At 69.1% G+C, this 25,067-nt stretch carries 20 protein-coding genes; 9 read left to right on the forward strand and 11 right to left on the reverse strand.

What is annotated here, in order from left to right:
• Nucleotides 1-759 (forward strand): DUF5953 family protein, encoded by a 759-nt coding sequence (locus D7Y21_RS04565; protein ID WP_121711481.1) that lies wholly within the window; start codon nt 1-3, stop codon nt 757-759.
• A 287-nt stretch (nt 760-1,046) separates the two neighbouring features.
• Here the strand turns inward: D7Y21_RS04565 and D7Y21_RS41680 are convergent, their stop codons facing one another.
• Nucleotides 1,047-1,184, reverse strand: a complete 138-nt coding sequence (locus D7Y21_RS41680; RefSeq protein ID WP_158627228.1) for a hypothetical protein — start codon at nt 1,182-1,184, stop codon at nt 1,047-1,049.
• On the opposite strand from D7Y21_RS41680, the gene D7Y21_RS04570 reads away from it, so the two are divergent.
• On the forward strand, nt 1,162-1,335 hold the full coding sequence (locus tag D7Y21_RS04570) for a hypothetical protein (protein WP_199735353.1): 174 nt from the start codon (nt 1,162-1,164) through the stop codon (nt 1,333-1,335). The two genes, D7Y21_RS41680 and D7Y21_RS04570, sit on opposite strands and share 23 nt — an antisense overlap.
• Here the strand turns inward: D7Y21_RS04570 and D7Y21_RS04575 are convergent.
• Nucleotides 1,298-2,593 (reverse strand): AMP-binding protein, encoded by a 1,296-nt coding sequence (locus D7Y21_RS04575; RefSeq protein ID WP_158627229.1) that lies wholly within the window; start codon nt 2,591-2,593, stop codon nt 1,298-1,300. The genes D7Y21_RS04570 and D7Y21_RS04575 overlap by 38 nt on opposite strands.
• Before the next feature lie 708 nt (nt 2,594-3,301).
• On the opposite strand from D7Y21_RS04575, the gene D7Y21_RS04580 reads away from it, so the two are divergent.
• On the forward strand, nt 3,302-4,306 hold the full coding sequence (locus D7Y21_RS04580; protein WP_370038112.1) for a DUF2380 domain-containing protein: 1,005 nt from the start codon (nt 3,302-3,304) through the stop codon (nt 4,304-4,306).
• Nucleotides 4,303-4,773: an NUDIX hydrolase gene (locus D7Y21_RS04585; protein WP_121711487.1), complete on the forward strand. Its 471-nt coding sequence runs from the start codon at nt 4,303-4,305 to the stop codon at nt 4,771-4,773. Before D7Y21_RS04580 ends, D7Y21_RS04585 begins: the two co-directional genes overlap by 4 nt.
• 135 nt (nt 4,774-4,908) lie before the next feature.
• Here D7Y21_RS04585 and D7Y21_RS04590 read toward each other — a convergent pair whose 3' ends face one another.
• The 7 genes from D7Y21_RS04590 to D7Y21_RS04620 are packed head-to-tail and all read right to left on the reverse strand — an operon-like array spanning nt 4,909 to nt 12,431.
• Nucleotides 4,909-6,090, reverse strand: coding sequence for an ATP-grasp domain-containing protein (locus D7Y21_RS04590; protein ID WP_121711489.1), 1,182 nt, complete (start codon nt 6,088-6,090; stop codon nt 4,909-4,911).
• A 3-nt stretch (nt 6,091-6,093) separates the two neighbouring features.
• Nucleotides 6,094-7,449 (reverse strand): hypothetical protein, encoded by a 1,356-nt coding sequence (locus D7Y21_RS04595; protein WP_121711491.1) that lies wholly within the window; start codon nt 7,447-7,449, stop codon nt 6,094-6,096.
• 9 nt (nt 7,450-7,458) lie between these two features.
• Nucleotides 7,459-8,427, reverse strand: coding sequence for an isopenicillin N synthase family oxygenase (locus tag D7Y21_RS04600; protein ID WP_121711513.1), 969 nt, complete (start codon nt 8,425-8,427; stop codon nt 7,459-7,461).
• A 14-nt stretch (nt 8,428-8,441) separates the two neighbouring features.
• Entirely contained in the window at nt 8,442-9,368 is a 927-nt protein-coding gene (locus D7Y21_RS04605; RefSeq protein ID WP_121711493.1) for an ornithine cyclodeaminase family protein, read from the reverse strand.
• 14 nt (nt 9,369-9,382) lie between these two features.
• Entirely contained in the window at nt 9,383-10,612 is a 1,230-nt protein-coding gene (locus tag D7Y21_RS04610) for an aminotransferase class I/II-fold pyridoxal phosphate-dependent enzyme (RefSeq protein ID WP_199735354.1), read from the reverse strand.
• Complete coding sequence (locus tag D7Y21_RS04615; RefSeq protein WP_121711494.1) at nt 10,609-11,520, reverse strand: alpha/beta hydrolase; 912 nt, start codon at nt 11,518-11,520, stop codon at nt 10,609-10,611. Before D7Y21_RS04615 ends, D7Y21_RS04610 begins: the two co-directional genes overlap by 4 nt.
• Entirely contained in the window at nt 11,517-12,431 is a 915-nt protein-coding gene (locus D7Y21_RS04620) for a hypothetical protein (RefSeq protein ID WP_121711496.1), read from the reverse strand. The genes D7Y21_RS04615 and D7Y21_RS04620 overlap by 4 nt, the downstream gene beginning before the upstream one ends.
• Nucleotides 12,432-12,765: 334 nt before the next feature.
• Between D7Y21_RS04620 and D7Y21_RS04625 the strand changes: the two genes are divergently transcribed.
• The 4 genes from D7Y21_RS04625 to D7Y21_RS04640 are packed head-to-tail and all read left to right on the forward strand — an operon-like array spanning nt 12,766 to nt 18,095.
• Nucleotides 12,766-15,543 (forward strand): polyketide synthase, encoded by a 2,778-nt coding sequence (locus D7Y21_RS04625; protein ID WP_121711498.1) that lies wholly within the window; start codon nt 12,766-12,768, stop codon nt 15,541-15,543.
• Between the two features lie 59 nt (nt 15,544-15,602).
• The gene (locus D7Y21_RS04630) at nt 15,603-16,130 is read left to right on the forward strand and encodes a YiiD C-terminal domain-containing protein (RefSeq protein WP_158627231.1); all 528 of its coding nucleotides are present in this window, start codon (nt 15,603-15,605) and stop codon (nt 16,128-16,130) included.
• The gene (locus D7Y21_RS04635; protein ID WP_158627232.1) at nt 16,127-17,086 is read left to right on the forward strand and encodes an aldo/keto reductase; all 960 of its coding nucleotides are present in this window, start codon (nt 16,127-16,129) and stop codon (nt 17,084-17,086) included. Before D7Y21_RS04630 ends, D7Y21_RS04635 begins: the two co-directional genes overlap by 4 nt.
• Nucleotides 17,087-17,090: 4 nt before the next feature.
• Nucleotides 17,091-18,095 carry an NADPH:quinone oxidoreductase family protein gene (locus D7Y21_RS04640; RefSeq protein WP_121711504.1) on the forward strand — a complete coding sequence of 335 codons (1,005 nt, stop codon included), beginning with the start codon at nt 17,091-17,093 and terminating at the stop codon, nt 18,093-18,095.
• Here D7Y21_RS04640 and D7Y21_RS04645 read toward each other — a convergent pair.
• Nucleotides 18,088-19,242 carry an acyl-CoA dehydrogenase family protein gene (locus tag D7Y21_RS04645; protein ID WP_121711505.1) on the reverse strand — a complete coding sequence of 385 codons (1,155 nt, stop codon included), beginning with the start codon at nt 19,240-19,242 and terminating at the stop codon, nt 18,088-18,090. The two genes, D7Y21_RS04640 and D7Y21_RS04645, sit on opposite strands and share 8 nt — an antisense overlap.
• A gap of 109 nt (nt 19,243-19,351) precedes the next feature.
• On the opposite strand from D7Y21_RS04645, the gene D7Y21_RS04650 reads away from it, so the two are divergent.
• Nucleotides 19,352-20,089, forward strand: coding sequence for a molybdopterin-binding protein (locus D7Y21_RS04650; protein ID WP_121711507.1), 738 nt, complete (start codon nt 19,352-19,354; stop codon nt 20,087-20,089).
• Nucleotides 20,090-20,107: 18 nt separating this feature from the next.
• Here D7Y21_RS04650 and D7Y21_RS04655 read toward each other — a convergent pair.
• Nucleotides 20,108-25,067: tetratricopeptide repeat protein (locus tag D7Y21_RS04655; protein WP_121711517.1), on the reverse strand; the 4,960-nt coding region annotated here is incomplete at its 5' end.

Here is a 25,067-nt window from a genome sequence, read left to right on the forward strand (position 1 = left end):
ATGACGGCCGCTCATAGAACCCTCATCATTATCGCCCACGCGCCTGCGCTCAAGGGCAATGACGATCGCCCGACTGCGGTTGTCCATGCAATGGAGCGTGCGCTGCCTGGCTTGCGCTTGGGGTGGACGATGTCGGAAAAGGCAGACTTTATCGCATTGCCTCAACGTGACGAATGGGTCGCGGCCAATACGACAAACGGAGGTTTTCCGTTCCTCTGCAACGATGATGATAACCAGCCCGTGACGGTTGCCGGACTGGAAAACCCGAACGGTCTTGCCGCAGCGGGGCCGCCGCATTTTGAAATCCATGCGGACCTGCGACTAGACGCAGTCGGCATCGCGGGAGCTGTCGACGTGCTTGCAGGGGTAGCGGAGGGCGCGCGCGCGGTATGGGGGCATGCGTCGCTGAGCGGTTATGGTGGGATCGTGGCGCAACAGTTCCGCCATCCTGGCGATGAGCTGCACGTTCCGCCCCACGGGCTGCCGGCGCTCAAGCTCCCATGGGACAGGTCCACGCCTGAAGTTCCGCACTTTCTCGGGTGGCTGAACTACTGGTCTTCCGCTGCTGCACGGGCCATCGGGTTCCCAGACCTGGCTCGTGACGCGGACCTGCTTTCACGAGCGCGGCGCACGGCATCTGGCGGGTGGGTCGTGCAACTCACCGACGCGCCGCTCGATCTGGATAACCCCGCTCATCTGGACTCGCTCCTGCGGGCCTATGAGCGCTTCCCGGAGGTCGGCGGGCGTGCAGCACCTTGACCCGGTTCAGGGGCCCGGCACGCCGCTCCGGCTGTAGGAAAGAGCCCCGCTGCGCGGGTGTCTGCGATGGGTGCCAGCCCTCACGGCCCGGAGGGCTGGCGCCATGCTGCACGTATGTCGCATGTCCCTGCGGAATGGCTTGGGATGGCGCGGGACAACAGGGCATGAGGCGGGATTTCGAATCCGAGTCGCTCTGAGCGTTTGCGAGGCAAGGGCGCGACTCTGCTGGGAGTTTCGCACCGCCCGGTGCGGGCTCCACCCTACCGCCGCGCCGGAGAAAGCATTGTCTACGCGGTCTCCAGCACGAGCCGCTGGCTGACCTCCCTGCACACGGCTTGCGCCTGCTGCACGGTGTCCGCGTAGGCGAGCACATAGCCCGCGCGGTCCTCGGACTTCAGCTCCGTGGGCGAGGGGCTGTCCTTCAACCCGAGCACATCCAGGAAGCAGTACCTCAAGGCCATCACGCTGCGAGCGAAGCGCGAGCGCATCGTGCAAATCGACGGTGAGCTGTCCGTGGAGGCCGTGACGGACGCGTGCCTCAAGGAAGTGCGGCGGTTGTTCGCGCGCAAGCGCTGAGCCCCGGCTGCCGGGGGTGGGGTGCTCCCGCGACGCGGAAGCCGCGGACGAGCGTCCACAACAGCTCCAGCACGGAGCCGTCGAAGCAGATGCGGTTGAGGGCGAGCCACGTGCCCACGGGCGCCGCGCCCACACGTGCGTCCATGGCGCTGAAGAAGTCCGCCATGCTCTGGTGCGACACCATCACGCCCTTGGGCTTGCCGGAGGAGCCGAACGAGTAGAGGACGTAGGTAGGGTCGTCCAGCGTCGTGCCCGCGCGCGGAGGCCCCAGCACGTCCAGTTCGAACGCGTCCTGCGAGTCCAGCAGGACGGTGCACACGCCGTCCGCCGGTAGGTGCTGGAGCAGGCGGGACTCCGTGACGAGCACCCGTGAGCGAGAGTCCACCATCATCGCGGCCAGCTGTTCCCGTGGGCAGTCCGGATCCAGCGGCACGAACGCGCCGCCTGCCTTGAGGATGCCGAGCATCGCCACCACCATGCGCGTGGAGCGCTCCACGCACAGACCCACGCGCACGTCCCGCGCGACGCCGTGCTCGCGCAAGTGCCACGCCAGCGCATCGCTGGCCGCATCCAGCTGTGCGTAGGTGAGCGTTTCATCGTCCGCCGCCACCGCCACCGCGTCCGGCGTGCGAGCCACCTGCGCGCGGAACTGCGCTGGGAGACAGCGCGAGTCATCCGGCGGCGTCGGGTCGTGCGACTCGCGAAGCAGCATGTACCGCTCCGCCGTGTCGAGCAGCGGCACGTCCATGGACACGGGGGGCAAGGCTTCCGGTGCCCGCGCTGGCGGCGTCCAATCCTCAGCGAGCGACGTCGGCACCATGTCCGTGGCAACCCAGTGGAGCTCACCCAGCTCCGGCGCCGCCGAAGTGAGCCGCGGGGACATCTCCAGGATGCTGCTCGTCGTCAGCACGAAGCGCGCGCCGCAATCTTGAGCGATGGCAAGCAGCTGGGGCAGGGCGCTGTCCAGCCGGGAAGGATCCGGCGGATGGCACGGCACCGCGATGGCGCCCACGTACAGGCAGCCCATGAACCCCACGACGTATTCGAGGCCCGGAGGATAGAGCAGCAGCACCCGTTCGCCGGTCGCGTTCAGCGTTCGCAGCCACGTCCCCAGTGCCCGCGCCCGGGTGTCCAGGTGCGAGAAGCTCCACTCCTCGGATGGCCGCGCATCTCCCAACCGCTCCGCGCGTGGATAGAGCAGGTCCGCGAGGTGGATGGTCGAATGGAAGAGCTCTTCGCCGTTCTCCGCTGCATCCATGAACAAGTCCCAAAACGAGGAATTCCAGATAGTCATGAATGATGGCCCATGAGTCTGACATCCCCCTTCGCGAAGGGAACCAACGGCGTTCCTGCGTTCGACACGGCGGGTTCCATCCCACCGCCGCGCCGGAGGGGACGCTGCGGCCGGGGGCGTTCGCCTCGGTGGCCTGGGGGGACAATGCGCGCTGATGCCCTCTTGCTGGCCCTGGTGCTGATGGCCACGGGATGTGCCTCCGTGTCGCAAGCGCCCGGGCGTGGCCGAAGCTTGAGCTACGCGCCGCGTGAGGACTCCTCGCCCGCGTGGGTGGATGCTCCGAACGATGAGCCCCCGCGAGCCTGGATCTCTCTCCCACGTGTCCTCTCCGGGTCTGAGCAACGGCTCCTGCGCCGCCAGCAGCCGCGCGACGACGTGACAGCCGTGAGAGACGTCAGCAGGGAGGGAGCCGCTGGGGGCGGGGCCCGGAGCGCTGCATCGACGCGGCAGGCAGTCTTCGAGGCCACGGACGAGGTGAAGGGCTCCCTGCGCAGCGTCGAGGCCGCGTTCACCCAACTGGCGGCCCGTCCTCCAGACCCCTGGGGCTGGAGCCTTACCGGCGTCTTCACGCGCTACCTCGACCAGGGCTCCAAGCAGGTGACGTGGCTTCATGGCGCGATTGGGAGCGCCACCGCGTTGACGGAGGTGGCCTCGGAAGTCGGCGACACGGACATGGAACTGGGCCTGCTGCGCATGACGGGACCGAAGCTCCAGGCGGCTTGGTTCGGGACCCTCCTGCTGGCCACCTGGGTGGACTTCCTGCACCTCGCGGACGCCGTGCTTCGTCACTGCCCCATGTGCAGCGCCGAGAAGCTCTTCGTGGACCTTCATCGCGTGCAGGGGCTGATGGAGCCCACGCTGACGGACCTTGCCTCGCTGGACCCGGAGCGCGTGGAGGCGGCGACCACCGCGATGCCCGAGCTGATGGGGAAACTGACGCGTGAGTTCGACACGCTCCAGAGGGAGACCCGCAAGACCATGAAGCTCGGCGGGCAGGTCATCGCGGCGATGCAGGCGGTGGAGATGGTCGCGATGATCTCCACGATGAAATTGGCCCTGCCATGCGTGCCGCCCTCAGCCCCTGCGACGCTGGGCGTGGGGGTCGTGATGAGTTCGGGCGGAGTCATGGTGGGCTCACGGATGGTGGTTTCCGCGGAGTGGGTGGAGATGATGCGAAGGCTCGTGCAGGCGGGCGTCATCTCCGTTCCCGCGGTCGGCGCGGCCGTCCTCATTCAGGGCGGACAGGTCACGATGGCCCAGGCGCATCAGGACCTGCCCAAGGGCGTACGCGACGCGCTGGGGGACAGCCCCGAGGTGCGCGGCATGCAGGTGACGGGCAGAGCGGGAGCGGGCATGTCGGACGCCCCAACGCACCATGTGCTGCCGCAGGAGCATCGCGAGTGGTTCGAGCGGCGCGGCTTCAAGGGCGATATGGACATCGACCAGTTCTGCGTCCGGTTGGAGCAGGCCCACCACGAAGCGATTCACGGCGGGGGGAACTGGAAACTGGGGCGCACATGGCCCGGTGAGTGGAACCGGATGATCATGGATGCGCTGCTCAAGGCCGAGGCGAAGGCTGGCCGGATGTTGACGCGCAATGAGGTCCTGGACATCGTTGCGGACCGAATGAAGGACTACCGGATCCCGATGAGTTTCACGACCGGGAGAAGACGATGAGCGGTGGAGACGCTTGGCGGGGCAACATCAAGGCGCGCCTGTACGAGCGAGTCCGCGCGCGCGGCTTCGACTCGCTCACGGCCTTTGCCGATGCGCGCCCTGCTGTCCCGCTGTACGCGCTGGCCGACGAGCTAGGCGACGATGACGTCGCTGCGGTGCAGGTGTTGAGCGGGTTGCTTGCAGAGGCGGAACAGAGCAAGCGGGTCACGCGCTTTGTCCGTGATGTTCTCGTGCGCCTCTTGTCTCAGAGCCTTCCCAATGGGTGGCCGGCCGTGCTGGATGACGCAAACCGATTCAAGGTCGCCAAGGCACTCGGCTCGTGGTTCGCCTACACCCCAGAAACACACAAGGAGCGTGTTGACCGGGCCGGCGATGTACTCCTCTCCAGTCCTCCTCCTCCCGGCTGGTTTCCGCTCGGCCCCGACGACGAGCTACTCCGCACGCTCTTGCCTGACGAGGAATCCTGACCGGAAGCGGTGGCCCTTCAAGCCACAGTGAAGGGCCGCCGTGTGCCCGTCCAGGGTGGATTGAGGACGCACACCAGGGAACAGCGGGTGACGGGGCGGGATGACGAGCCCGAGGGAAACCGGAGAACGCACCGTCTACGCGGTCTCCAACACGAGCCGCTGGCTGACCTCCCTGCACACGGCTTGCGCCTGCTGCACGGTGTCCGCGTAGGCGAGCACATAGCCCGCGCGGTCCTCGGACTTCAGGGCCTGTCGGATGGTGCCTCCCAGCTCCACCGCCAGTGAGATGTCCACCACGCCCGGCAGCCGCTTCAGCGCCAGCGCGCCGTGGATGCGCTTGAGCTTGCCGGGGGGCGGGGTGAAGTACTGGATGGCCGCGCCGCCCCGGGGCACTGGATCCACCTCCAGGGGCTTCAGTGTCCCCATGGCCCACTGGAGCGTCATGTCCAGCAGGTCATGCCCGGTGGTCAGCCGGACCAGGTCCCACAGGCGGTCGCCGCCCAGCCGCGTGTGCGTCTCCACGATGCGCGGGCCGCGCGCCGTGTACTTCAGCTCCGTGTGTGAAGGGCCGTCCTTCAGCCCGAGCACGTCCAGGAAGCTCCGGATGAAGTCGCGCACCTCGCGGTCCCGCTCCGGGCTCATCGGCGCGGGGACCTGGTGCGCGACCTCCAGGAACGCGCTGCCGTTGGGGTCCGTGCTCTTCGTCTCCTCGTTGATGCCCAGGATGACGTGGCGCCCGGCGAAGGAGAAACACTCCACGGAGTACTCGGGGCCATCCAGGTACTCCTCGGCGATCCACGACGCGCGGCCGTTCAGCACGCCGTCCAGGTCCGCGGCGGAGTGCACGAGCCGCACGTCGATGCTGCCCACGCCGTCCACGGGCTTCAGGATGAACGGATAGCCCTGGCGCTCGGCGAACGCGACGGCTTCCTCCCGCGTCTTCACCGGCGCCCACTGCACGGGTGAGAACCCGCCGGAGTCGAGCACCCGCCGCATGGCCGGCTTGTCGCGCGTCTTCTCCACCAGCTCCAGCGGCGTCCCGGGCAGTCCCAGTGCCTGGTTGATGCGCGCGCAGGTGATGAGCGCTTCTTCCGCGACGGTGATGGCGCTCACGAACGGAGTCACCGCGTGCGCGGCCTTCAGCATGGGGATGAGCGCCGGGTCGTCATAGCTCATGAGCAGGACCCGGTCGGACTGCCGGTTCACGTGGTCATCGGACAGGCCCGGCTGCTGGATGATCAACGGCCGCAGGCCCAGCTGCCACGCCCGCTCCGTGATGAACTGCCTCGCGCCCAGAAGGATGAGGTTCGCCGCCATGGTTCATGCACTCCTTGCAGTGACGTCCTCCGCGCGGCCCCGCGCGTGACGGATGAAGACCTGGCGTCCTTCCTCGGAGACGACGAACGCCCACCCCAGCTTGCCTCCACTGGTGATGTTCACCACCTTCGAAGTGCGGCTGCCGCGCACCAGGAAGCCAGTGGGCTTGCCGCCATAGGAGTAGAAGCCCAGCACCAGCCGGTACTCCGCCGGGGCTGAGTCACCTGCCGCGCGCAGCCGGACGGTCTCCGCTTCCACGACACGCTGGCAGATCCACCGCTCGATGCCCGGCTCGCGCAGCTTCTGCTCCAGCACGTCCGCGGGCCAGTCCGCCCCCATCAGCACGCCGCTGCCGCCGTAGGAGCTGCTGTCGTCGATCTTGAACACCAGCCCGGTCTTGTCGCGCAGCGCGTCCGTCAGGTTCTCCTCCGACAAGGAGAAGGCATGCGGCAGGTACCTCTGGATGGCGGCCGTCTCCTCGTCGCTGAACAGCGTGTGGTGGCCCGGTTCGCACAGCAGCGCGAGGAACCGCTTGCTCATCCGCAGCTCCGGCTCGAAACCGTTGGTGAGCACCGCGCCGCTCGCCCAGAGCTTCTCCAGGAACACGAAGCCGTCGGTCACCTCTTCGTAGGTGAACATGCGGTGGATGAGCGTGCGCTCGGCCTCCTCACGCGTCAGCCACACCTCCGGGTAGCGGACCTCATCGAGGATGTGGACCGGTACGTCCGGGTTCAGTTCCTCCAGGTACCGCTTCAGGTACTCCTGCCGCGGATACCCCAGCTGCGAGTGACCGGTGGAGTCGAGGATCACCACCCGGCGCAGGTCCCGCTTGCGGCACTCGTCCGCGTACAGCACGGCGAGGTCGCGCAGCGGGCTGTTCATCAACCCGGCCATGGGAAAGCCCAGCGCTTCCGTGGCCGCGCGGGACCCCTCGAAGGCCTCGCCTCCGCCCACGCCGGGGAAGATGTTGAACTCGCAGAAGAAGTAGCCCTGCCGCGTCGGCACGACGTCCATCCGGCCAATCGTCGCGTCGCCGTGACGCAGGTTGTCCCAGTGGATGAAGTCCACGAGCCGTCGCGGCATCCGCAGCAGGTCCAGCAGGCCTTCCCGCGAGCGCGTGTCGATGAGGTGGTCAATGAGCTTCAGCTGCGCGGAGAGCAGGTGGCGGCACGCACGGCTCAGCTCCTGGAACTCCGCCTCGCTGAAGAGGAGCGGGTGCGCGAACTGGCTCTTCTCGTACATGGGAGAGTCCAGGTCGTGGATGGCGGCGATCGTGCTCGCGTGCGCCTTTGCATCACGCTCGGGCGACCATCCTTCCTCCAGGGCGGCGAGGAACGCTTCGTTGAATGCACCGATCATGGGTGGGCCTCAGGGGCGTCCGGTGTCGCCGACACCGAACAGCGCGTTCATCTTCTGGAGGGAGAAGGCCTTGTAGACGACGGGCTCGTACTTCGCGGGCGTGTCCTTGCAGAACTTGGGGAAGCACTCGATGAGCGCGTCGTCGTTGGCGAGCTTGAAGAACGCCAGGGATTGACGCTCGCCCCCGGACAGGACGACCCGGTGTGGCGTGGACACGTATTCGTCATTGGACCAGCGGGCCATCAGGTCGCCGATGTTGACGATGAGGTGATCCCTCCGCTCCAACGTGGGCGTGATCCATGAGCCCCCGCGCTCCTTCACCTGGATGCCGGGGCCCGTCTGCGCCAGGACCGTCAACAGCGTCCCGTCCGTGTGCTCGCCCATGCCCTGGTCGTTGACCAACTCCGGGTTGAGCCGCGGGTAGAGCAGGGAGCGCAGCGAGTCGGTGGACGCGGAGGTCTTCTTCGCGAAGAAGTCCCGGGGCAGGTCCAGCGCGATGCTGAACAGCTCCGTGAGCCGGGCCGTCAGCGCCTCGCACTCCCGGAAGTACGCCTTGAGCGCCGCGCGCAGCCGCTGGCCTTCCGCGTCCTCGCTGAACGGCAGGCTTGCGCTGTCGTCCTCGATGAGCCGGCCCACGCTGAACTTCTCCACGTAGTCGCTGGGGAGCCCCTTGCGGCCCATGTACGCGTAGGCGTTCTCCTCCAGCATGCCGCTGTAGCCGTAGGGCGTGTAGTCGTCCGCGGCCATGGTGAAACCGGACTTCAACCGGCACTGGTTCTTCGCCTCGAGCGGCAGGCGGAAGAACGCCCGCGAGAGGCCATAGGCGTCCTCGAAGACCGATGGCTCGATGCCGTGACCGCTCAGGGTGAAGAAGCCCACCTGCTTGCAGGCCCGGTCGATCTCGAACGCCGCACGGCGCTCGGCTTCGGATCCTGGTGTCGCGGACGTCAAATCGATTCGGGGCAACTCCTTCATCATGTGCTCCTCCAGGTTCAATGACTCAGCTCCCGCTCGCGCAGCACATGCGCGACCGTGAGGACGTCCAGGAAGGCGTGTCCCGTCGAGCTGAAGACGGTGCGGCTCGAGCGCAGGGGACCGCTGTCCCTCCGCACGAGCTGCCCCAGGGTGACGGCGTTGGCGTGCACAGGCCCGGCTTCCGCGAGCGCGGTGGCCAGGTCCTCGACGATCACCGTCGACGTGCGCAGCAGTTCGAGCGGCACCTCCCGAGCCTCCACGGTGTGGCCGCCCATGCAGTTGATATGCACGCTGGGGGAGAGGCCCTCGAAGCTCCCCAGCGGTGTCTTCGACGACGTCGCGGTGCCAATCACGTCCGCGCCCCGAGTGGCCTCGTCGAGCGACGCACAGGCGACGACGTGCACCACTTCGCCCAGGGATGCGCGCAGCTCCGCGGCGAACGCGCCGCACCGGGCCGGGTTCCGCGCCCAGAGCCGCACCTCCTGGATGGGGCGGACCGCGCGGACCGCCAGCACCTGCTGCCGGGCCTGCGCCCCGGTGCCGGCCACCGCCAGCGTCCGGGCATCCGTGCGCGCGCAGAGATCCGTGACGAGCGCGGACACGGCGGCGCACTTGAGCTCCGTCACCGCCGCGCCATCGAGCAGCGCGAGCAGCGCTCCCGTGCGCGCGGAGAACGCCGCCACCACGCCGTTCATGGTGGGCAGCGGATCCGTGGCGGACCGCTCGAAGAGGGTCGCCACCTTGTTGATGTAGAGGCCCAGGTGCTCCGACACGGCCGGCATCGACACGAACGCGGCGTGCCGGGAAGAGGAGGGGACCGCGACGCGCAGCGGGACCTGCATGCGCTCATGCAAGCCCTCCGTGAGTGCCGCCTCCAGCTCGCGCACGAGCCGGGGCAGGTTCCCGTGCGCGGTGACGACATCGTGTGGAAGGAAGGCAGCCATCGCGCGCTCCCCGCCTACAGCGTCGCGAGGACTTCCTTCAGGTGGCCGATGAACGCCTGGACCTGCTCCGTGGGCAGGTCGCCGCGCAGCATCAGCCGGATGCCGGCCTTCCCCACGGGCACGATGGGGAAGAAGACCGCGGAGCAGTAGAAGCCTCGCTTGTAGAGCTCGCGTGAGAGCTTCACGGCCTTGTCCTGCTCGCCCACCTCCACGACCTTGATGTGCAGGCCGTCGCCGCGTTGCTCGGTCTGGATGTGTTCGTCGAACAGGGCGATGTTGCGGCGGAGCTGCTCCTGCCGCTTCGCCAGCTCCGGGCTCCGGTGCACCTGGATGCTTCCCATGGAGGTGCCGATGGCCGCCGTCCGCAGGCTCTGGGACCAACCCATGGGGCCCGTCCGGTAGAGGAAGTCGTAGTGCTTGCGGGAGCCGAGCATCGCGATGCCACCCGTGCTGCCGAACGCCTTGGCGATGGAGGCGATGATCAGCGTGCGGTCATTCATCTCGCGCAGCCGCGAGCGGATGTAGCCCTCGCCGTTCTTCCCCTGCGTGGAGAGCGAATGCGAGTCGTCGAGGTAGAGGAAGAGGCCGTACTTCTCCTGGAGCGTGAGCAGCGCCTGGAGGTCCGTCGCTCCGCCCGTGGAGTAGACGCCGTCGCACACGTACGCCACGCGCGGATACTTCCGGCAGACGTCCTCCAGGTAGTTCATGTCGTTGTGCGGGCAGTTCAGCACCCGCGTCTCGTCCGCGACGATGGGCTTCACGAACGCCATGGAGAAGTGCGCGAACTTGTCGAACACCATCACCAGGGGCTCGCTGTCCGTCAGGTGGCCCGACCCGAGCACCGGCAGGATGGCCGCCGTGAGCGCGCTGGAGGTGACGGCGGGCAGCACCGGCCCACCGAAGAGGTCCGCGAGCTGCTCCTCCAGCTCCTCCATCAGGCCCAGCCGGATGCGGAACTCCGCCATCGACAGGCCGGTGATGCCCTCGCGCCTCAGCGCGTCGATGCCGCCCTGGATGACGTCCGGGTGGCTGTTGAGCCCCAGGTAGGAGCAGGAGCACAGGTTGGCGAACTCGTGCCCGGTGTCCACCTCGCGCAGGTGGTTCTGGCCGTCCACCGCCTCCACGCGGATGTTGAGCATGTTCGACTCCCGGGCTACGGCCCAGGCGCTCTCGCTCGCGGGGATCATCTTCTGGTTGTTGCGGTGCAGGTGGGGACCCATCACCGCGTCGCCGGGCGTCGTCACTTCCGGGCTCCTGTCTTGTCGATCACGAACTGGCCGATGCGCTGGAGCGCCTCGCGGCCGCTGGTGAGGCGGTGGAAGTGCAGGTGCCAGACGTGGACCATGTCGGGCCACTCCTCGAACGTGACGTCCACGCCCTGGGCCTGGGCCTTCTTCGCCATCGCCTGCGAGTCGCTGAAGAGCAGCTCCCGCTCGCCCACCTGGATGAGCAGGGGAGGGAAGCCGGTGAGGTCCGCGTGGATGGGTGAAATCGTCGGCTGCCGCGCGTCCTGTCCGTTGAGGTAGTGCCGGGCGACCTCCTCCACCACCTTGCGCTGGACGAGCGCGTCCGCCTTCTCGCGCGACGTGTAGCTGTCGCCGTGGATGCCCAGGTCGAACCACGACGAGATGCACACCAGGGCGCCCGCGAGCGGAAGCCCCTGGGCCCGTGCGTTGACCTGCATGGAGACCACCAGGCCGCCACCCGCGGAGTCCCCGGCGATGGAGATGTGGCCGGGCTTGAACCCACGCTCCAGCAGCCAGCGGTACGCGCTGGTCGCGTCGTCCAGCGCGGCCGGGTAGGGGTGCTCCGGTGCCCGGCGGTAGTCGAGCTGGAGCACCCGGCAGCGAGCCTGCCGCGCCATCTCCGCGGCCATGTGCCCATGGCTCACGAGCGAGCCGAAGACGAACCCGCCGCCGTGCAGGAAGAGGAGGGCGCGGTCCTGATCGCACTCCGGCGGCGTGAGCCACTGGGCACGGATGCCGTTCACGCTGACGGGCTCCACCCCGATGTCCGAGGCGACGGGCAGCCCGAGTGAATCGTAGTGGACTCGCGCCGCCTCATAGCCGTCCGGCCAGGGCCGCGCGTCCAGGTACGCGAGCAGGTCCTTCATCTCCGCCGCGTTGCGCTCCGCGTGCTGTCGCGAGGTCATGCCCGCACCTCGATGATGTTCGGGTACGGGTTGAGCTCGCCGCTGACGAAGCGGGTGATGTTGGCGTCGTCCTTGTGGTTCGTCGCCTTCTCTAGCGACAGGCCGTAGTAGTCGTACCAGCGCCGGAGGTCGTCGGTGCCCGCGACCTGGTACTCGACGTGCCGGATGGGGCGCTTCGCGGCCTTGCTCGTGTCGGTGAGGGACGGCTGGGTGGCCGCGTGGGCGAGCCCGCCCACCACCTCGTTGTGGAGGACGATCATCACGATGTCGTTCTCCAGGTCGAGCTTCAGCGCGAACGAGTAGTCGCGCAGGATCTCCTCGGAGAACTCCGCCTTCACGGCGACGTTGTAGTTGTTGGGGATGTTCTCGATGAGCGAGCGCGGGTCCAGGCCCTTGTCCTGGCAGAACCGGCGCGTGTCGCAGATCATCGGCATGCCGCCGCTGATGTTCTGGTTGGGGCCGTAGAGGTTCGCGATGAACGGCGTCGCCGAGTCGAAGTGGACGCACTTCGTGGTGACGAACTCGCGGCTCTCCGTGTGGTCGCTGTTGGGCGTGAAGTTCCGGTTCTTGTTGAAGCCGTCCACGTCCATCTTGGCCACGCGGTCGTAGGAGATGGGCGTGGGGCTGTAGCGGGCCAGGTCGAAGCGCGGTGCGATCGCCCGGAAGATGCCCTCCAGGTAGTCACGGGCCAGCGCGGCGCCGGACTCGGTGTGGAGGTCCAGCCCGCGATCCGCGAGCAGCTTGTTCACGCCGAACACCACCGCGAACCCGTTCTTCTTCTCCACGGCCTCCACCACGGCGTCGAGCAGCGCGTCGGCCGGAGCCGCCGAGCGGCCTTCACCCAGGTCCGCCGGGAAGGTGGAGACATTGATGAACGATTCCTTGAGACGGCTCGGGTCGAGTCTTTTCATGGGCTGTCCAGGGGATGAGGGGGATGGAGCGGCAGCCAATGGCTGGATGGATGGGCCGCGATGTCTGTCTTGATATACTGATGCGAAAGACTGGCGTCAACCCACCCTGGATTTTGCCGTTGGCAGTGTTTGTGGATGGGGCGCCCAGCTTGAAATCATATCAGCCGCTCTTGGGCTCTGGAACGACGCTCCCCGGCGGGCGGGCGCGTCCTCTCGATGAAACCCCTTGAATACGTCAGGTAGGATCGCGCTGGCGCCTTCGTGTGTTGGCAGGGATGTGTGTGATTCAGCTGGTCGTGGACGCATTCGAATCATGGCCTTACATTGATTTGCAATGCGGAAAGGAAGCCTGGATGGGATCGCGCCGGTGGCGATCTCTGGTTTTGCGTTTGTGTTGCCTGGCGCTCGCACTCTCGATGAGCTGGCGGAGGTGCTTCACGGAGGGAAGACGACGTATGGCCAGTGGCCGGAGGAGCGCATTCCCCGGGCCCTGTATCTGGATCCTTCAGCGGCCGTGGGCGCGGCTCGGACCTCCACGCTGCTGGGAGGCTTCGTTGAGGACGCCTCTCAGCAGCGGTGGGTAGTGGAGACGGCGCACCGGGCCCTGGCTTCGGCGGGACTGGCTCCTGGCTCGCTGGGTGGGCAGCCCGTCCCGGTGTTCCTCGCGCACTCACGCGGTGGCGGCCACGGGCTCTACGACGCCGCGGTGCTGGCCGTGGCGGGTCAGCTCCAGCCGTATCTCGTGCACGGCGCGCATCCGAATGAGTTCTCCCATCACGAGCTGGCGGACCTCACCCGGAAGGTGCGCCAGTCGCTCCGGGACTCGTTCGGGCCGGACTTCGTGGAGGACCCGAGGGAGCGCGCCACGCATCGGCTCGCGAGCGCCATCGCGGAGGAGCTGGGCACCACGGAGAAGGCGCTGCTCGTGGATGGGAACTGCACCGGCGGTCTGGCCGCGATCGAACTGGCGGCGAGGGAGCTCGCGAAGGGGGCGCCGTGGGCCATCGCGGGCGCGCTGTCCTACGTCGACACGGTGAACCAGGTCCTCTATTCGAACTCACGCCTCCTGTCGTCCGAGGGCTGCTTCCCGTTCGCCCAGAAGGGGAACGGCACGGTCATCTCCGACGGAGTGGTGCTGCTGGTGCTCACGAGCCTGGAGCGGGCGACGCAGGAACGGCTCCCCATCCACGGGGTGATCCGCGGCGTCGGCGGGGCGAACGACGGAGCGGCCGAGGCGTACATGCTGGTCCCGAATCCGCGAGGCCACGGGCTGGCAGTGGGGCGTGCGCTCGACCAGGCAGGCGTGGATCCCCGGGAGCTGGGGGTGATCCTCGCGCACGGCACGGGGACGCGGGCCGGTGACGCCGTGGAGGCGAAGGTCTTTGATCGCGCACTGAAGGCGCAGGGGGAGGCGGCCCAACCCGCGTCGCCGGTGCCCGTGATGTCGATCAAGGGGAACCTGGGGCATGCGAAGGAGGCTTCAGGGCTGGCGAACCTGGTCGCGCTGCTCGCCCTGTTCGAGTCCGGAGCCATTCCGGGACCGGTGCATGGGGACAAGCCCCGGAGCCTGCTCGAACCCGGAGGGCTCATCGAGGTCGAGAAGACCGCCCGGCCGTGGCCCGCGGGTGAGCAGCCGCGCATGGGCGGCGTCAGCGCCATCGCGAGCGGAGGCCAGAACTACCACGCGGTGGTGGAGGACCGGCCTTCCCCCAAGCGAGCCCAGGCGTTGCTGCGAGACACGCGGAGGTGCCCCGCGAGGAGCGACGAACCCATCGCCATCGTTGGGATGGCCGGTGCGTTCGCGGACGCTCCCGACCTTGCCACGCTGTGGACGAACCTGCTCCGCGGCCGCCGAGCCTTCCGGAGGTTGCCGTTCGGACTCGGGGCGCCGCTGGACCTGGACGCGTCCCGCTTCACGGACAACGCAAGCCAGTACGACGAACGACCGGCCGACATCCTCCGGCATGATCCGCTCCACTACCTGCTGGTGGACCTCGCGCGAAGCGCGGCAGCGAAGGTCTCCATCGAACGGGGAAGCAACATCCCGGTGGTCGTCTCCGCGGAGCACTGCAGCGAGTACGGACTGCGTCAGGTCGCCGCCGCACGTCTGCCGGAGATAGAGGAGCACCTCCAGCGCGTGTTGCGCGAGACGGGCAAGGACGCCAAGGGCGTGGCCCGGACCGTGCGTGCGGCGATGAAGCGCCTGTCGAGTGACCTGCCGGAGCTGTGGGCCGGCAGCCTGTTCAACCTGTCGCCGAGCTTCATGGCGGCGAGGATTGCCCGCGCGTTCGATCTGACCGGACCCACCTGCGCCATCGAAGCCGGAGGTGCGGCGTCGTCCATGGGCGGCCTGGACGTCGCATGCGGCCGGTTGTCGTCGCGTGAAGCGGACGCGGTGTTCTGGGCGACCGCGGACATGCGACTCGGAGTCACGCGCATGGCCGACGAGGGCGCGATGGGACTTCTGTCCCAGCGGGACACGCCGACGGTGTTCGATGCGGCCTCCGACGGCTACCTGCCTGGAGAAGGCGCCACGGTGTGCCTGCTGCGACGCTTGTCGGATGCGCGCGAGCGAGGGGATCCGGTGCTCGGGATCATCCGCGCGGTCGGGAGCGCGTTCGGAACGCCCGAGGACCACGGACTCGTCTCCGAGCCCGCGATGAGCCTGGCCATCCGGCGCGCCTGGTCACGGTGTGATGTGTCGGCGGACGCGCTCGCCTTCGTGGAGTGCTTTGGCAGTGGGCATCCCGCAAGCGACCGCGCGGAGCTCTCGGCCCTGGGACGGACGCTCGGTACCGCGCGAGCCAGGCCGCTTCCCCTGGGAGCCGTCATGCCGAACATCGGCCACACCGGTGCGGTCGCTGGAGCCGCGAGCCTGATGAAGGCGCTGTTCACGCTGGCCGCGAAGCAGGCGCCGGCGACTCTGGGCGTGACGACCCCGCTCGTCGGCGCGGCCGACAACCTCCGCGTCCCCACGGAGCCGCAAGAGCTGAAGGATGCGCGCTTCGCGGGCGTCAACGCAGCGGGAAGCGGAGGCACCCACTACCACGTCGTGCTCGAAGCCGGGCCCGACCTCCAGGCCCCATGCATCAACGACAGGGACGCTGCGTGAGCCCATCAAGAGACGGTGCTTCCCACTCAGGGCTCGAAACGGTTCATGGGGAGCCGGCCGTGAACGGTGAGCCCCTTGATGCACTGGAGGCGGTCCTGGCTCGGCTGGCCATGGAGCTCCATGCACGGATCCCGATGACGAAGTTCCTCGGGATCCACTTCGAGTCGTTCGAGCCCGGACGCATCGTGCTCGCTGCGCCGCTGGGGCCGTCGCTCAATCACCGGGGCACGGCCTTCGGTCCTGGGGTGTTCACCGCCGCTGGGCTTGCTCCCTGGTTGTTGCTCGTGCGGGCGGCGTGGGCGGAGCGGCTCGCCGTGCAGATCCTCCTTCGCCGCTGTGAGTTCGCCATCCACCGGCCCATCACCTGCGACTACCGGGCTCGCTGTGACACGTTGCCCGCGCTGGAAGCCGACACGCTTCGTCAGGGAGGCAAGGTGCGGCTCACGGCAACGTCCCAGGTCTTCATCGACGAGGGCGAGCCCGCCGCGACCTACACGGCGCACTTCACGTTGCTGGGCCAGCCTGCTTCCTCCGGCGCGGGGGAGGGGGACCTGGCGTTGCCCTTTCCGGAGGCGTGGCGGACGTGATCTACCGAAAGCTGGGCGGCATCGACGTGTCGGTCTTCGCCTTGGGGGCGGCCAACTTCGGAGGCATCGGGAGTTCCCGGAAGCTGCTGGGCCAGGGGGAGACTGAAGCCGAAGCGCATGCGCTCCTGGATCGTGCGGTGGCGCTGGGGATCAACCTCATCGACACGGCGGGCACCTACGCGGACGGAGCCAGCGAGGCCATCATCGGCGCGTGGCTGGCGTCACGCGGCGCCGCGATGCGGGACCGGGTGCTCATCTCGTCCAAGGTGGGCCTTCGTGGCGGGCTCGGGCGGACGCACGTGTTCGCGGAGGTGGACCGGTCGCTCGCACGGCTCCGCGTCGACACGCTCGACTTCTACCTGGCGCATGTGCCGGACCCAGCCACGCAGTGGGACGACGTCCTGGACACCTTCCAGTCCCTGGTGAGGGCGGGCAAGGTCCGCCGCTTCGGCCTGTCGAACGTGACCGCGAGCGACCTCTTGCGCTGTGCCGCTCCGCACTCTGGCGGCCCGGTGGGGTTCGGCTGGGTCCAGAACCGCTTCAACCTGCTCGAGCAGGATGACGCACACAACGGTGTGCTGGAGGCCTGCGCGAAGCTGGGACTCCAGTACACGCCCTATTCGCCACTGGCGGGCGGCCTGCTGAGTGGCCGGTACGCGATCGCGGGTGACATTCCGGAAGGCACGCGCATCGGACAGCGCAGGGACCTCTACGCGAAGGCGTGGACTCCGGAGAACGCGGGCCGCGTCGAACAGCTCAGGGTGAAGGCCGCTGCCCACACGCTGTCACCGTCGGGCCTGGCCACCTGGTGGCTGGTGCACTGCCCCTTCGTGACGTCGATCCTCGTCGGCGCGCGCAGCCCGGAGCAGCTCGAACAACTGGTGACCGAGGCGTCACGCCTGCCCGCGAACGACGACCTCTGGCGAAGCCTCGCGGCCCCTTCCATCCAGGAGTGACGACATGCGAGCGATTGTCTGCGGGACGTGGGGCGGACCCGAGCAGCTCACCCTCGCTGAGGCTCCTGCGCCCGTCCCAAAGCCCGACGAAGTGACGATCGACGTGCACGCCTGCAGCGTGAACTTCGCCGACCTCCTCATGATTGGAGGGACCTATCAGACCCGGCCCGCGCTGCCCTTCGTCCCAGGCCTGGAGGCAGCGGGCACCATCGCCAGCGCACCCGAAGGCTCGGGCTTCCAACCCGGTGACCGCGTCGTGGCCATCCTGTGGCACGGAGGCTATGCCGAGCAGGCAGTGGCCTCCGTGAGGGAGACCTTCCTGCTTCCCGCCGGCGTCTCCTTCGATGTCGCCGCCGCTTTGACCAGTGCCTACGTGAGCACCGCCCTGGCGCTGATCCGCGTCGCCCACCTGAAGCCCTCGGAGGTGCTCCTCGTGCTGGGCGCCAGTGGGGGCGTGGGGCTCGCGGCCGTGCAGCTGGGCAAGGCACTGGGGGCCACCGTCATCGCGGTCGCGAGCACGCCGGACAAGCTCGCCATCGCACGTGAAGCGGGCGCGGACCACGTCATCAGTCACGCTGACGGAGACTGGAAGGAGCAGGTGCTCGCCGCAGCGGGAGCCTCCGGTGTGAGCGTCTGCTTCGATCCTGTCGGTGGCGCGCTCTTCGACCCGGCGCTCTCGACGCTGGGGTGGGGAGGACGCTACGTCCTCGTGGGCTTCGCGGCGGGACAGGCCCCGAGCATCCCCTCGCATCGCTTGCTCGTGAAGCACCGCGCGGTGCTGGGGTCGTCGCTGCGCTACTTCCGCTACCACGACCCGGCGGCGCTCCGCGAAACCATGGAGCAGCTCTTCGCCTGGTACGCGCAGGGCCGCATCCTCCCGCGCATCACCCTCCGGTTGCCCCTGGAGCGGACCGCCGATGGCCTGCGCACCCTCGCGGAGCGGCGTGCCATCGGCAAGGTCGTGGTCCACGTCCGCGAGGGCCGGGACGCGCCGTCCGGCACTACGTGAACGAGCGGGGCAGCCCCAGGACGTGCTGGCTGATGTACGACAGGGCCATGTTCCGGCTCACGGGGGCGTTGATGAACAGGCGCACCTCGCGGAACTTGCGCTCCACGTCGTACTCCTCGGCGAAGCCGTAGCCGCCGTAGGTGTCCATGCAGGCGTTGGCGGCCTCCCAGGCGGCTTCGGCGGCCAGGTACTTCGCCATGTTCGCTTCGGCCCCGCAGGGCTGGTGGCTGTCGAAGAGCGTCGCGGCCTGCTCGGTCAGCAGGGACGCGGCCGTGAGCGCCGTGTGCGCCTTCGCGATGGGGAACTGCACTCCCTGATTGGCCCCGATGGGTTTGCCGAACACGACGCGCTCCTGCGCATAGGTGACGGCCTTCTCGATGAACCAGCGGCCATCCCCGATGGCCTCCGACGCGACGAGCACCCGCTCCGCGTTCATGCCATCCAGGATGTACGAGAAGCCCTTGCCCTCTTCGCCGATCAGCCCCTCGACGGGCACTTCGACGTTCTCGAAGAACAGCGCGTTCGTCGCATGGTTGATCATGGTCCGGATGGGCCGGACCTCCAGCCCCTGCGTCTTCCGCAGGTCGAGCAGGAACACGCTCATCCCGTCCGTCTTCTTGCGCACCTCCGCCCGGGGCGTCGTCCGAGCGAGTAGGAGCATCAGGTCGGACTGGAGCACGCGCGAGATGAAGATCTTCTGCCCGTTCACGACGTAGCGGTCCCCGCGCCGGACCGCCGTCGTCTCGATGGCGGTGGTGTCCGAGCCCGAGTTCGGCTCCGTCACCGCGAACGCCTGGAGCCGCAGACGGCCCGCGGCGATCTCCGGCAGATACCGCTGCTTCTGCTCCGCGGAGCCGTGCCGCAAGAGCACGTTCATCACATACATCTGCGCATGACACGCGGACGCGTTCCCGCCGAAGTGGTTGATCTCCCCCAGCACCACGGCCGCTTCGCGCAGGCCCAGCCCCGCGCCGCCGTACTCGGCCGGGATGAGCGCGGCCAGCAGCCCGGCCTCCGTGAGGGCCTTGACGAAGTCGTGAGGGTATTCACGCTCCGCGTCGAGGGCGCGCCAGTACTTCGGAGGGAAGCGGTTGCACAGGGCACGCACGGACGCGCGGATCGCGTCCCGGGTCTCGGTGGAGTCCATGCGCGAAGGATGTCCGTCCCCTCGTGCTGACTCCAGGACAGGACGGGTCCGCGCCAGCGCAACACGCGAGTCCACCCCCGGGGTCCGTTGGAGTAGAATCCTCGGTTCCATGGAGCGGACCGGCGCGGCGGCGATCATCATTGGCAACGAGGTCCTCACCGCGAAGGTGAAGGACGAGAACGGCCCCCACCTCATCCAGCGGCTGCGGGAGCTGGGCATCCCGCTCGTCTCGGTGGAGACCATCCTGGACGACGTGGACGCCATCGTGGACGCGGTGTCCCGCGCCCGGCGCAAGGCCCGCTACGTCTTCACCAGTGGAGGCATTGGCCCCACCCACGACGACGTCACGGTGCGCGCGGTGGCGCTCGCGCTGGGCCGGCCCGTGGTGCGCCTGCCGGAGATGGTGTCGGCCATCCAGGCCCGCGCGGGCACGTCGCCAGTGACGCCGGAGTCGCTGCGCCTGGCGGACGCCCCCGAGGGCGCGGTGCTCCTGGCCCAGCCGGGCATGTGGTTCCCCGTGCTGACGGTGGGGGACATGTTCCTGTTGCCGGGGGTGCCGCAGCTCTTCCGGATGCAGTTGGAGACGGTGCTCTCACGGCTGAGCGGCACGCCGGTGCACCTGGTCAACCTGTACTTCAACCTGGGCGAGAGCGCCCTGGCCGCCGTGCTGGACCGCGTGGCGCTGGACATGCCCCACGTGGCCATCGGCTCCTATCCGGTGTTCGACGCGGCCATGGACTACCGCGTGAAGGTGACGGTGGAGGCCCCGGAGCGGGCCCACGTGGACGACGCCGTGGGCCGGCTGCTCGCGGGGTTCCCGGCGGACTCGCTGGTCCGCCGGGAGTAGCTCGGGGCTCGGGGACGACTACAGCGCCAGCCCGATGCGCTGACGCAGGCGGAAGAAGTCGTCCGTCAGCAGCCACGACAGCAGGGCCTTCAGGTCCGCGCGCTCGCGCACCGCCTGGAGGATGGCGTCGGTGGTGCCGTCCTGGCGGTTGGCCACCACGTTCGGATCCTCGCGCAGCACCATGGTGAGGCCCACGGACGGGTCGCCGCAGACGAGCAGGCCCGCGCGGTCCGCGGAGAAGCCGAGCGCGTCCACCACCGTCGCGACGTCGATCTTCGACTGCTCGGACAGCGTCTGCGCGGGGCCTTCCGAGGCCTTCATCGCCTTGCGGTTGAAGGCCTTCTTGAGCTGCTTCGTCGTCTCGTCGTTGCGCCGGCCCAGGCCGTTGAACTGCTGCACGTGGACGCGGATGGCGTTGCCGAACAGGTCCACCGTCTCGCCCTGGGACAGCTTGGAGAGGACGGCCGTCTTGTTGAGCAGGCCCAGCACCGCCTTGCCGATGAGGAACTTCTGCTCACGGGCGTTGAAGCGGCGCACCACGTCCTGGCCCACGCACAGGGACAGGGGCTCCGTCGTCTCCGGCTGCAACATGCCGCGCCGGGCGAGGTAGACCTCGAACTCCTCCACGCCGAAGGTCTGCGCCACCGCGCGCACGGCCTTGAACACGGCCGAGTCCGACTTGAGCTTGTCCTGCTTCGGGTTGACGCCGAGCATCTCGAACTGCGGCGGGTACACCTTGCCCAGGTGCTCACCCATGGCGCGCAGCAGGTCCGTCAGCGGGCCGCGCGCGGCCGGGTGCATGAGGACGGTGTCCACGTCCGCGGCGGGCAGCGCTTCCCGCGGCTCCTGCGGCTGCCGGGCGCGGGCCTCCGAGTAGAAGGCCTGCTCCACCTCGTTGGTGGCGCGCATGAAGGTCAGCACCGCGGCGACGGCGAACGCCTTGTCCTGCTGCTTCTGGACGTCCCAGAGCTTGAACAGCGCATGCAGGCTGTCCACGCGAGCGGGGTCCTGGCGCAAGATCTGCCGGTGCTCCTCGATGGCGAGCGGGAAGCTGGTCATGTCGCGGCCATACAGATCCGCCAGCGCGGCGCGCGCCTGGAGGTTCTGCGGGTCCTGCTCCACGAGCTGCCGGTAGATGACGGTGGCGCGAGCCGGCTCCGTCAGCGGGCCCGCGTAGAAGCTCGCCACGCGCATGCGCAGGGACACCGCGCGCTTGACGTCCGTGGACGCGGTGGCGGCGGCCTGGGCCTCCAGCATCTGCGCCAGCTCCGGCAGGTTGCGCTGGCGCTCGTAGAGGGCCACCAGCCGGTCCACCAGCGCGGGCTCGCCCGGCGTCAGCTCCAGCGCCTTCTTGTAGAGCGCCGTGGCGGAGGCGACGTCGCCCAGGCCCTCTTCGTGGATGCGCGCCAGCTCCACGGTGAAGCGCGCGCGGGCGTCGTTGGGCAGGTCCTGATCCAACAGCCGCCGCAGGCAGTCCACCGCGCCGCCGAAGTTGCGGCCCTGCGCGTACACCGTGGCCAGCCGCTCCAGCGCCTCCGGGTGGCGGGGCAGGGTGGCCAGCGCCGTCTGGAGGTGAGCCGCCGCGCGGCCCGGGTCGTTGAGGTGCTGCTGGTAGAGCGCGCCCAGCGTCAGGTGGTGCTGCGCGAGCACGCGAGGATCCCCGCCCTGCTGCACGCGCTGGCCGAGCATCTGCGCGGCCTCCGCGTACTGCTGCGCCTCCAGGAGGAGCAGGCCGCGAGTCTCCAGCGCGTCGGGGAAGCCGGGCCGGGCCGCCAGGGCCTTCTCCAGCACCGCGAGCGCGCGAGCCCGGTCACCCAGGGCCACGTTGTGCAGGCGGGCCGCGGTGACGTACGCCGCAGCGGCGGCCTCCGCGTCGCGCTGCGCGAGCCGGGCCTCCGCGCGCCGCTCGTGCAGGGCCGCGAGGTCGGAGGAACCGCCGCGCTGCGCGAGCAGCTCCTCCAGGCCGGTGGCCGCGCCGGGGTGCAGCGGATCGCGCTCCAGCGCCAGGCGGTAGAGGGCCGCGGCGCCGTCCGGATCATTGAGCTTCTGGGCAGCGAGCTTCGCGGCGGCGACGAAGCCCTCGATGGCGCTCTTGGTGTCGCGGCTCGCGCGGGCCTCGGTCTCCATCATGGCGCGCGCGGTGGTGAAGTCGCTCCGGCGCAGGGCCACGCGGCGGGCGCCCTGGAGCGCGGGGAGGCACTGAGCCTGGAGCTCCAGGGCCTGCCGGTACAGCGCGGCGGCCTGCTCCTGGTCGGGGTTCTTCTCCGCCAGCTCGGCGGCGCGCAGGAGCAGCTCCAGCGCCTCCGTGGCGTCGGTGGTGACGGCCAGCCGCATGCCGTACATGCGCGACAGTGCGGCGGTGTCACCGCTCTGGCGCAGCACGCGCTCCAGGCCGAAGGCGAGGCGCGCGTCGGAGGGGTCCGCGTCGAAGGCGCGCTGGTAGACCTCCAGGGTGCGCTCGGAGGGCGGGCCCTTCTCCTGATCCGCGGCGGCCAGGATGCGCAGGGCGCTGGACAGGCGCGTGTCGGTGACGCGCTCGGCGATGCGGGCGCGCAGCTCCGCGCGGCGGACGCGGTCCGACACGCGGATGCGCTCCAGCAGCATGAGGGCGGTGAGGTTGCCGGCCTCCAGGCCCAGCACGGACTCGCAGCACTGCGCGGCGCGGGACGGCTCCTGGAAGCGGTCCAGGTACAGCCGCGCGAGCTTGAGGTACGCGGTCACCTTGGCCGCGGGCGTCTGGCCCACCTGCGTCTCGCGGTCGAGGATGGACACCAGCTCCTTCACGTTGTCCTGCGCGACGTACAGGCGCTCCAGCGCGCGCAGCGTGGCGGCGTGGCCCGGCGTGAGGCGCAGCACTTCCTGGTAGCCCTCGATGGCCAGCTCGGGCCGGCCCAGCTGGTCCTCCCAGATGGCGGCGGCCTGGTAGAGCGCGTTGGCGCGCTCCAGTGGATCCGTGCGGTTGGCGGCGTCCGCGCGCAGCACCTCCACCAGGCTCTCCCACGCCTCGTGGGCCCGGTGGATGCGGGCGAGCGCGCGCAGCGCCGGGAAGTAGCTGGGCGCCAGCATCAGCGCCTCCTGGTACGACGCCAGCGCCTCGTTCTCCTGCTTGAGGCGGTGCTCGTACAGCTCGCCGATCTTGTAGATGAGCGCGGCGGCCGCGTCGGTGGAGGGAGAGATCTCCGCCTCCGCGCGGTACATGTCGATGAGCTTCTCCCAGCGGCCGTCCTGCGCGTACAGCCGGCCCAGGGCCTTGAGCGCGGGCAGGTACGAGGGCGACAGCGCGAGCACGCGCTCATACGCGGTGATGGCGCCCACGCGGTCCTTCAGGTGCTCGTCGAGGATCTCCGCGTTGCGGTGGAGCAGCGACAGGACCTGCTTGGTGTCACCGGCGAAGGACGCCTCCAGGTCGTTGGTCTCCAGCAGCTCGCGGAAGCGTCCGGCGCGCTCATAGAGGCGGGCCAGGTTGCGCAGCGTGGGCAGGTGATCCGACGCCAGGTCGAGGATGCGCTTCATGCACTCGATGGCGTGGTCCAGGTCCCCGAGGCGGTCCTCGTAGATGACCGCCATCTTGTTGAGCGTGGTGATGACCTGATCGCGGTCGGACGTCTGGAGCAGGTCCTGCTCGAACATCGACACCAGCTCGGCGAAGCGGCCCTGGCGCTCGTAGAGGCGGGTGAGGGCCTTCTGCGCGGGGAGGTAGCCCGGCTGGAGCTGGAGGCACGCGTTGTAGCGAGCAATGGCGTCCTCCTGGCGGCCCAGGCGCTCCTCCAGGATCTCGGCCGCCTTGTACATGCGAGCGGCCTTGCCCTTGGCGTCCTCGGCGGCGGTGACCTCCGCGTCGAAGACGGCGACGAGTCCTTCCCAGTTCTGCATCCGGTACGACAACTTGCCCAGGCCCGCGAGCGCGGCGGCATGGCTGGGGATGCGGGCGAGGATGGCCTGGTAGCGGGCGGCGGCCTCCTGGTCGCGCTTGAGGTCGTCCTCGTACAGCGCGGCGAGGCGCAGGTTGATGGCGACGAGCTCGCTCTCGTCGTTGATGGAGCCCACCCACGCGAGCAGCACGTCGGCCAGCTCCTCGAAGCGGCCTTGGGTCTCGTAGATGCCGGCGAGCGCGCTCAACACGAGCGGCTCATGAGGGCTCACGCGGCGAGCGGCGAGCAGCGCGGACAGGGCGTCGTCCTTGCGGCCCAGGCGGTCATGGACCTTGGCGATGTGGAGGTACGCGGGAGCGCCCTGGGAGCCCTGGCCCTCGGCCTCGGAGAAGAGGGCGGAGAGGAGCTCGTCGGTGCGGCCCTCGCGCTCGGCGACGCGCTTGATGGCGGCCTGGAGCAGCGGGTCGGAGCGGTCGAGTGCGAAAGCCTCACGGAACGCAGCAGCGGCGGCGTCCTTCTGCTTGAGGCGCTCCTCCAGGAGCATGCCCGCGGAGGTGAGGTAGTGGGCGCGAAGGGACGGAGGGACGACGGCGGTGGCGAGCAGCCGGTAGATCTCCACCAGCGCGCCCGCGTCGTTGCGCGCGGCGTAGACGGACTCCAGTTGGGTGAGGAGGGTGACGTCGGTGGGCTTGCGGTCCAGGGCCTGGCGCAGGGCATCCGCGGCGTCGTTGTCGCGGGACAGGCGCTCCTCGAGGATCTGTCCCTTCTCGAAGAGGAGGGCCGCCTGCTGGCGAGGATCCTCGGAGGCGGTGAGCTCCGCGTCGATGAGCTGCACGACCATCTGCCAGTTGCCGACGTCAGCGAAGAGGCGGCGAGCAGCACGGATGTTGGCGAGGAACCGGGGCGCCAGCTTGTAGGCGTTCTGGAACGCGACGGCGGCGTTGCGAGGGTTCTTGAGCGGCTCTTCCCAGAGCAGGCCGACCTCATGGAACAGGAGGGCGGCGGTCTGCGGCTCGGTGGTGGCGAGCGCCTTGGCCTCGCGCTCCATGGAAGCGATGCGCTCGCGGGCATCGTCCTCGGCGCTGGCCTGGGGGACGGGGGCGGGG

The organism is Corallococcus sp. AB045 (assembly GCF_003668895.1).
Lineage (GTDB): Bacteria > Myxococcota > Myxococcia > Myxococcales > Myxococcaceae > Corallococcus > Corallococcus coralloides.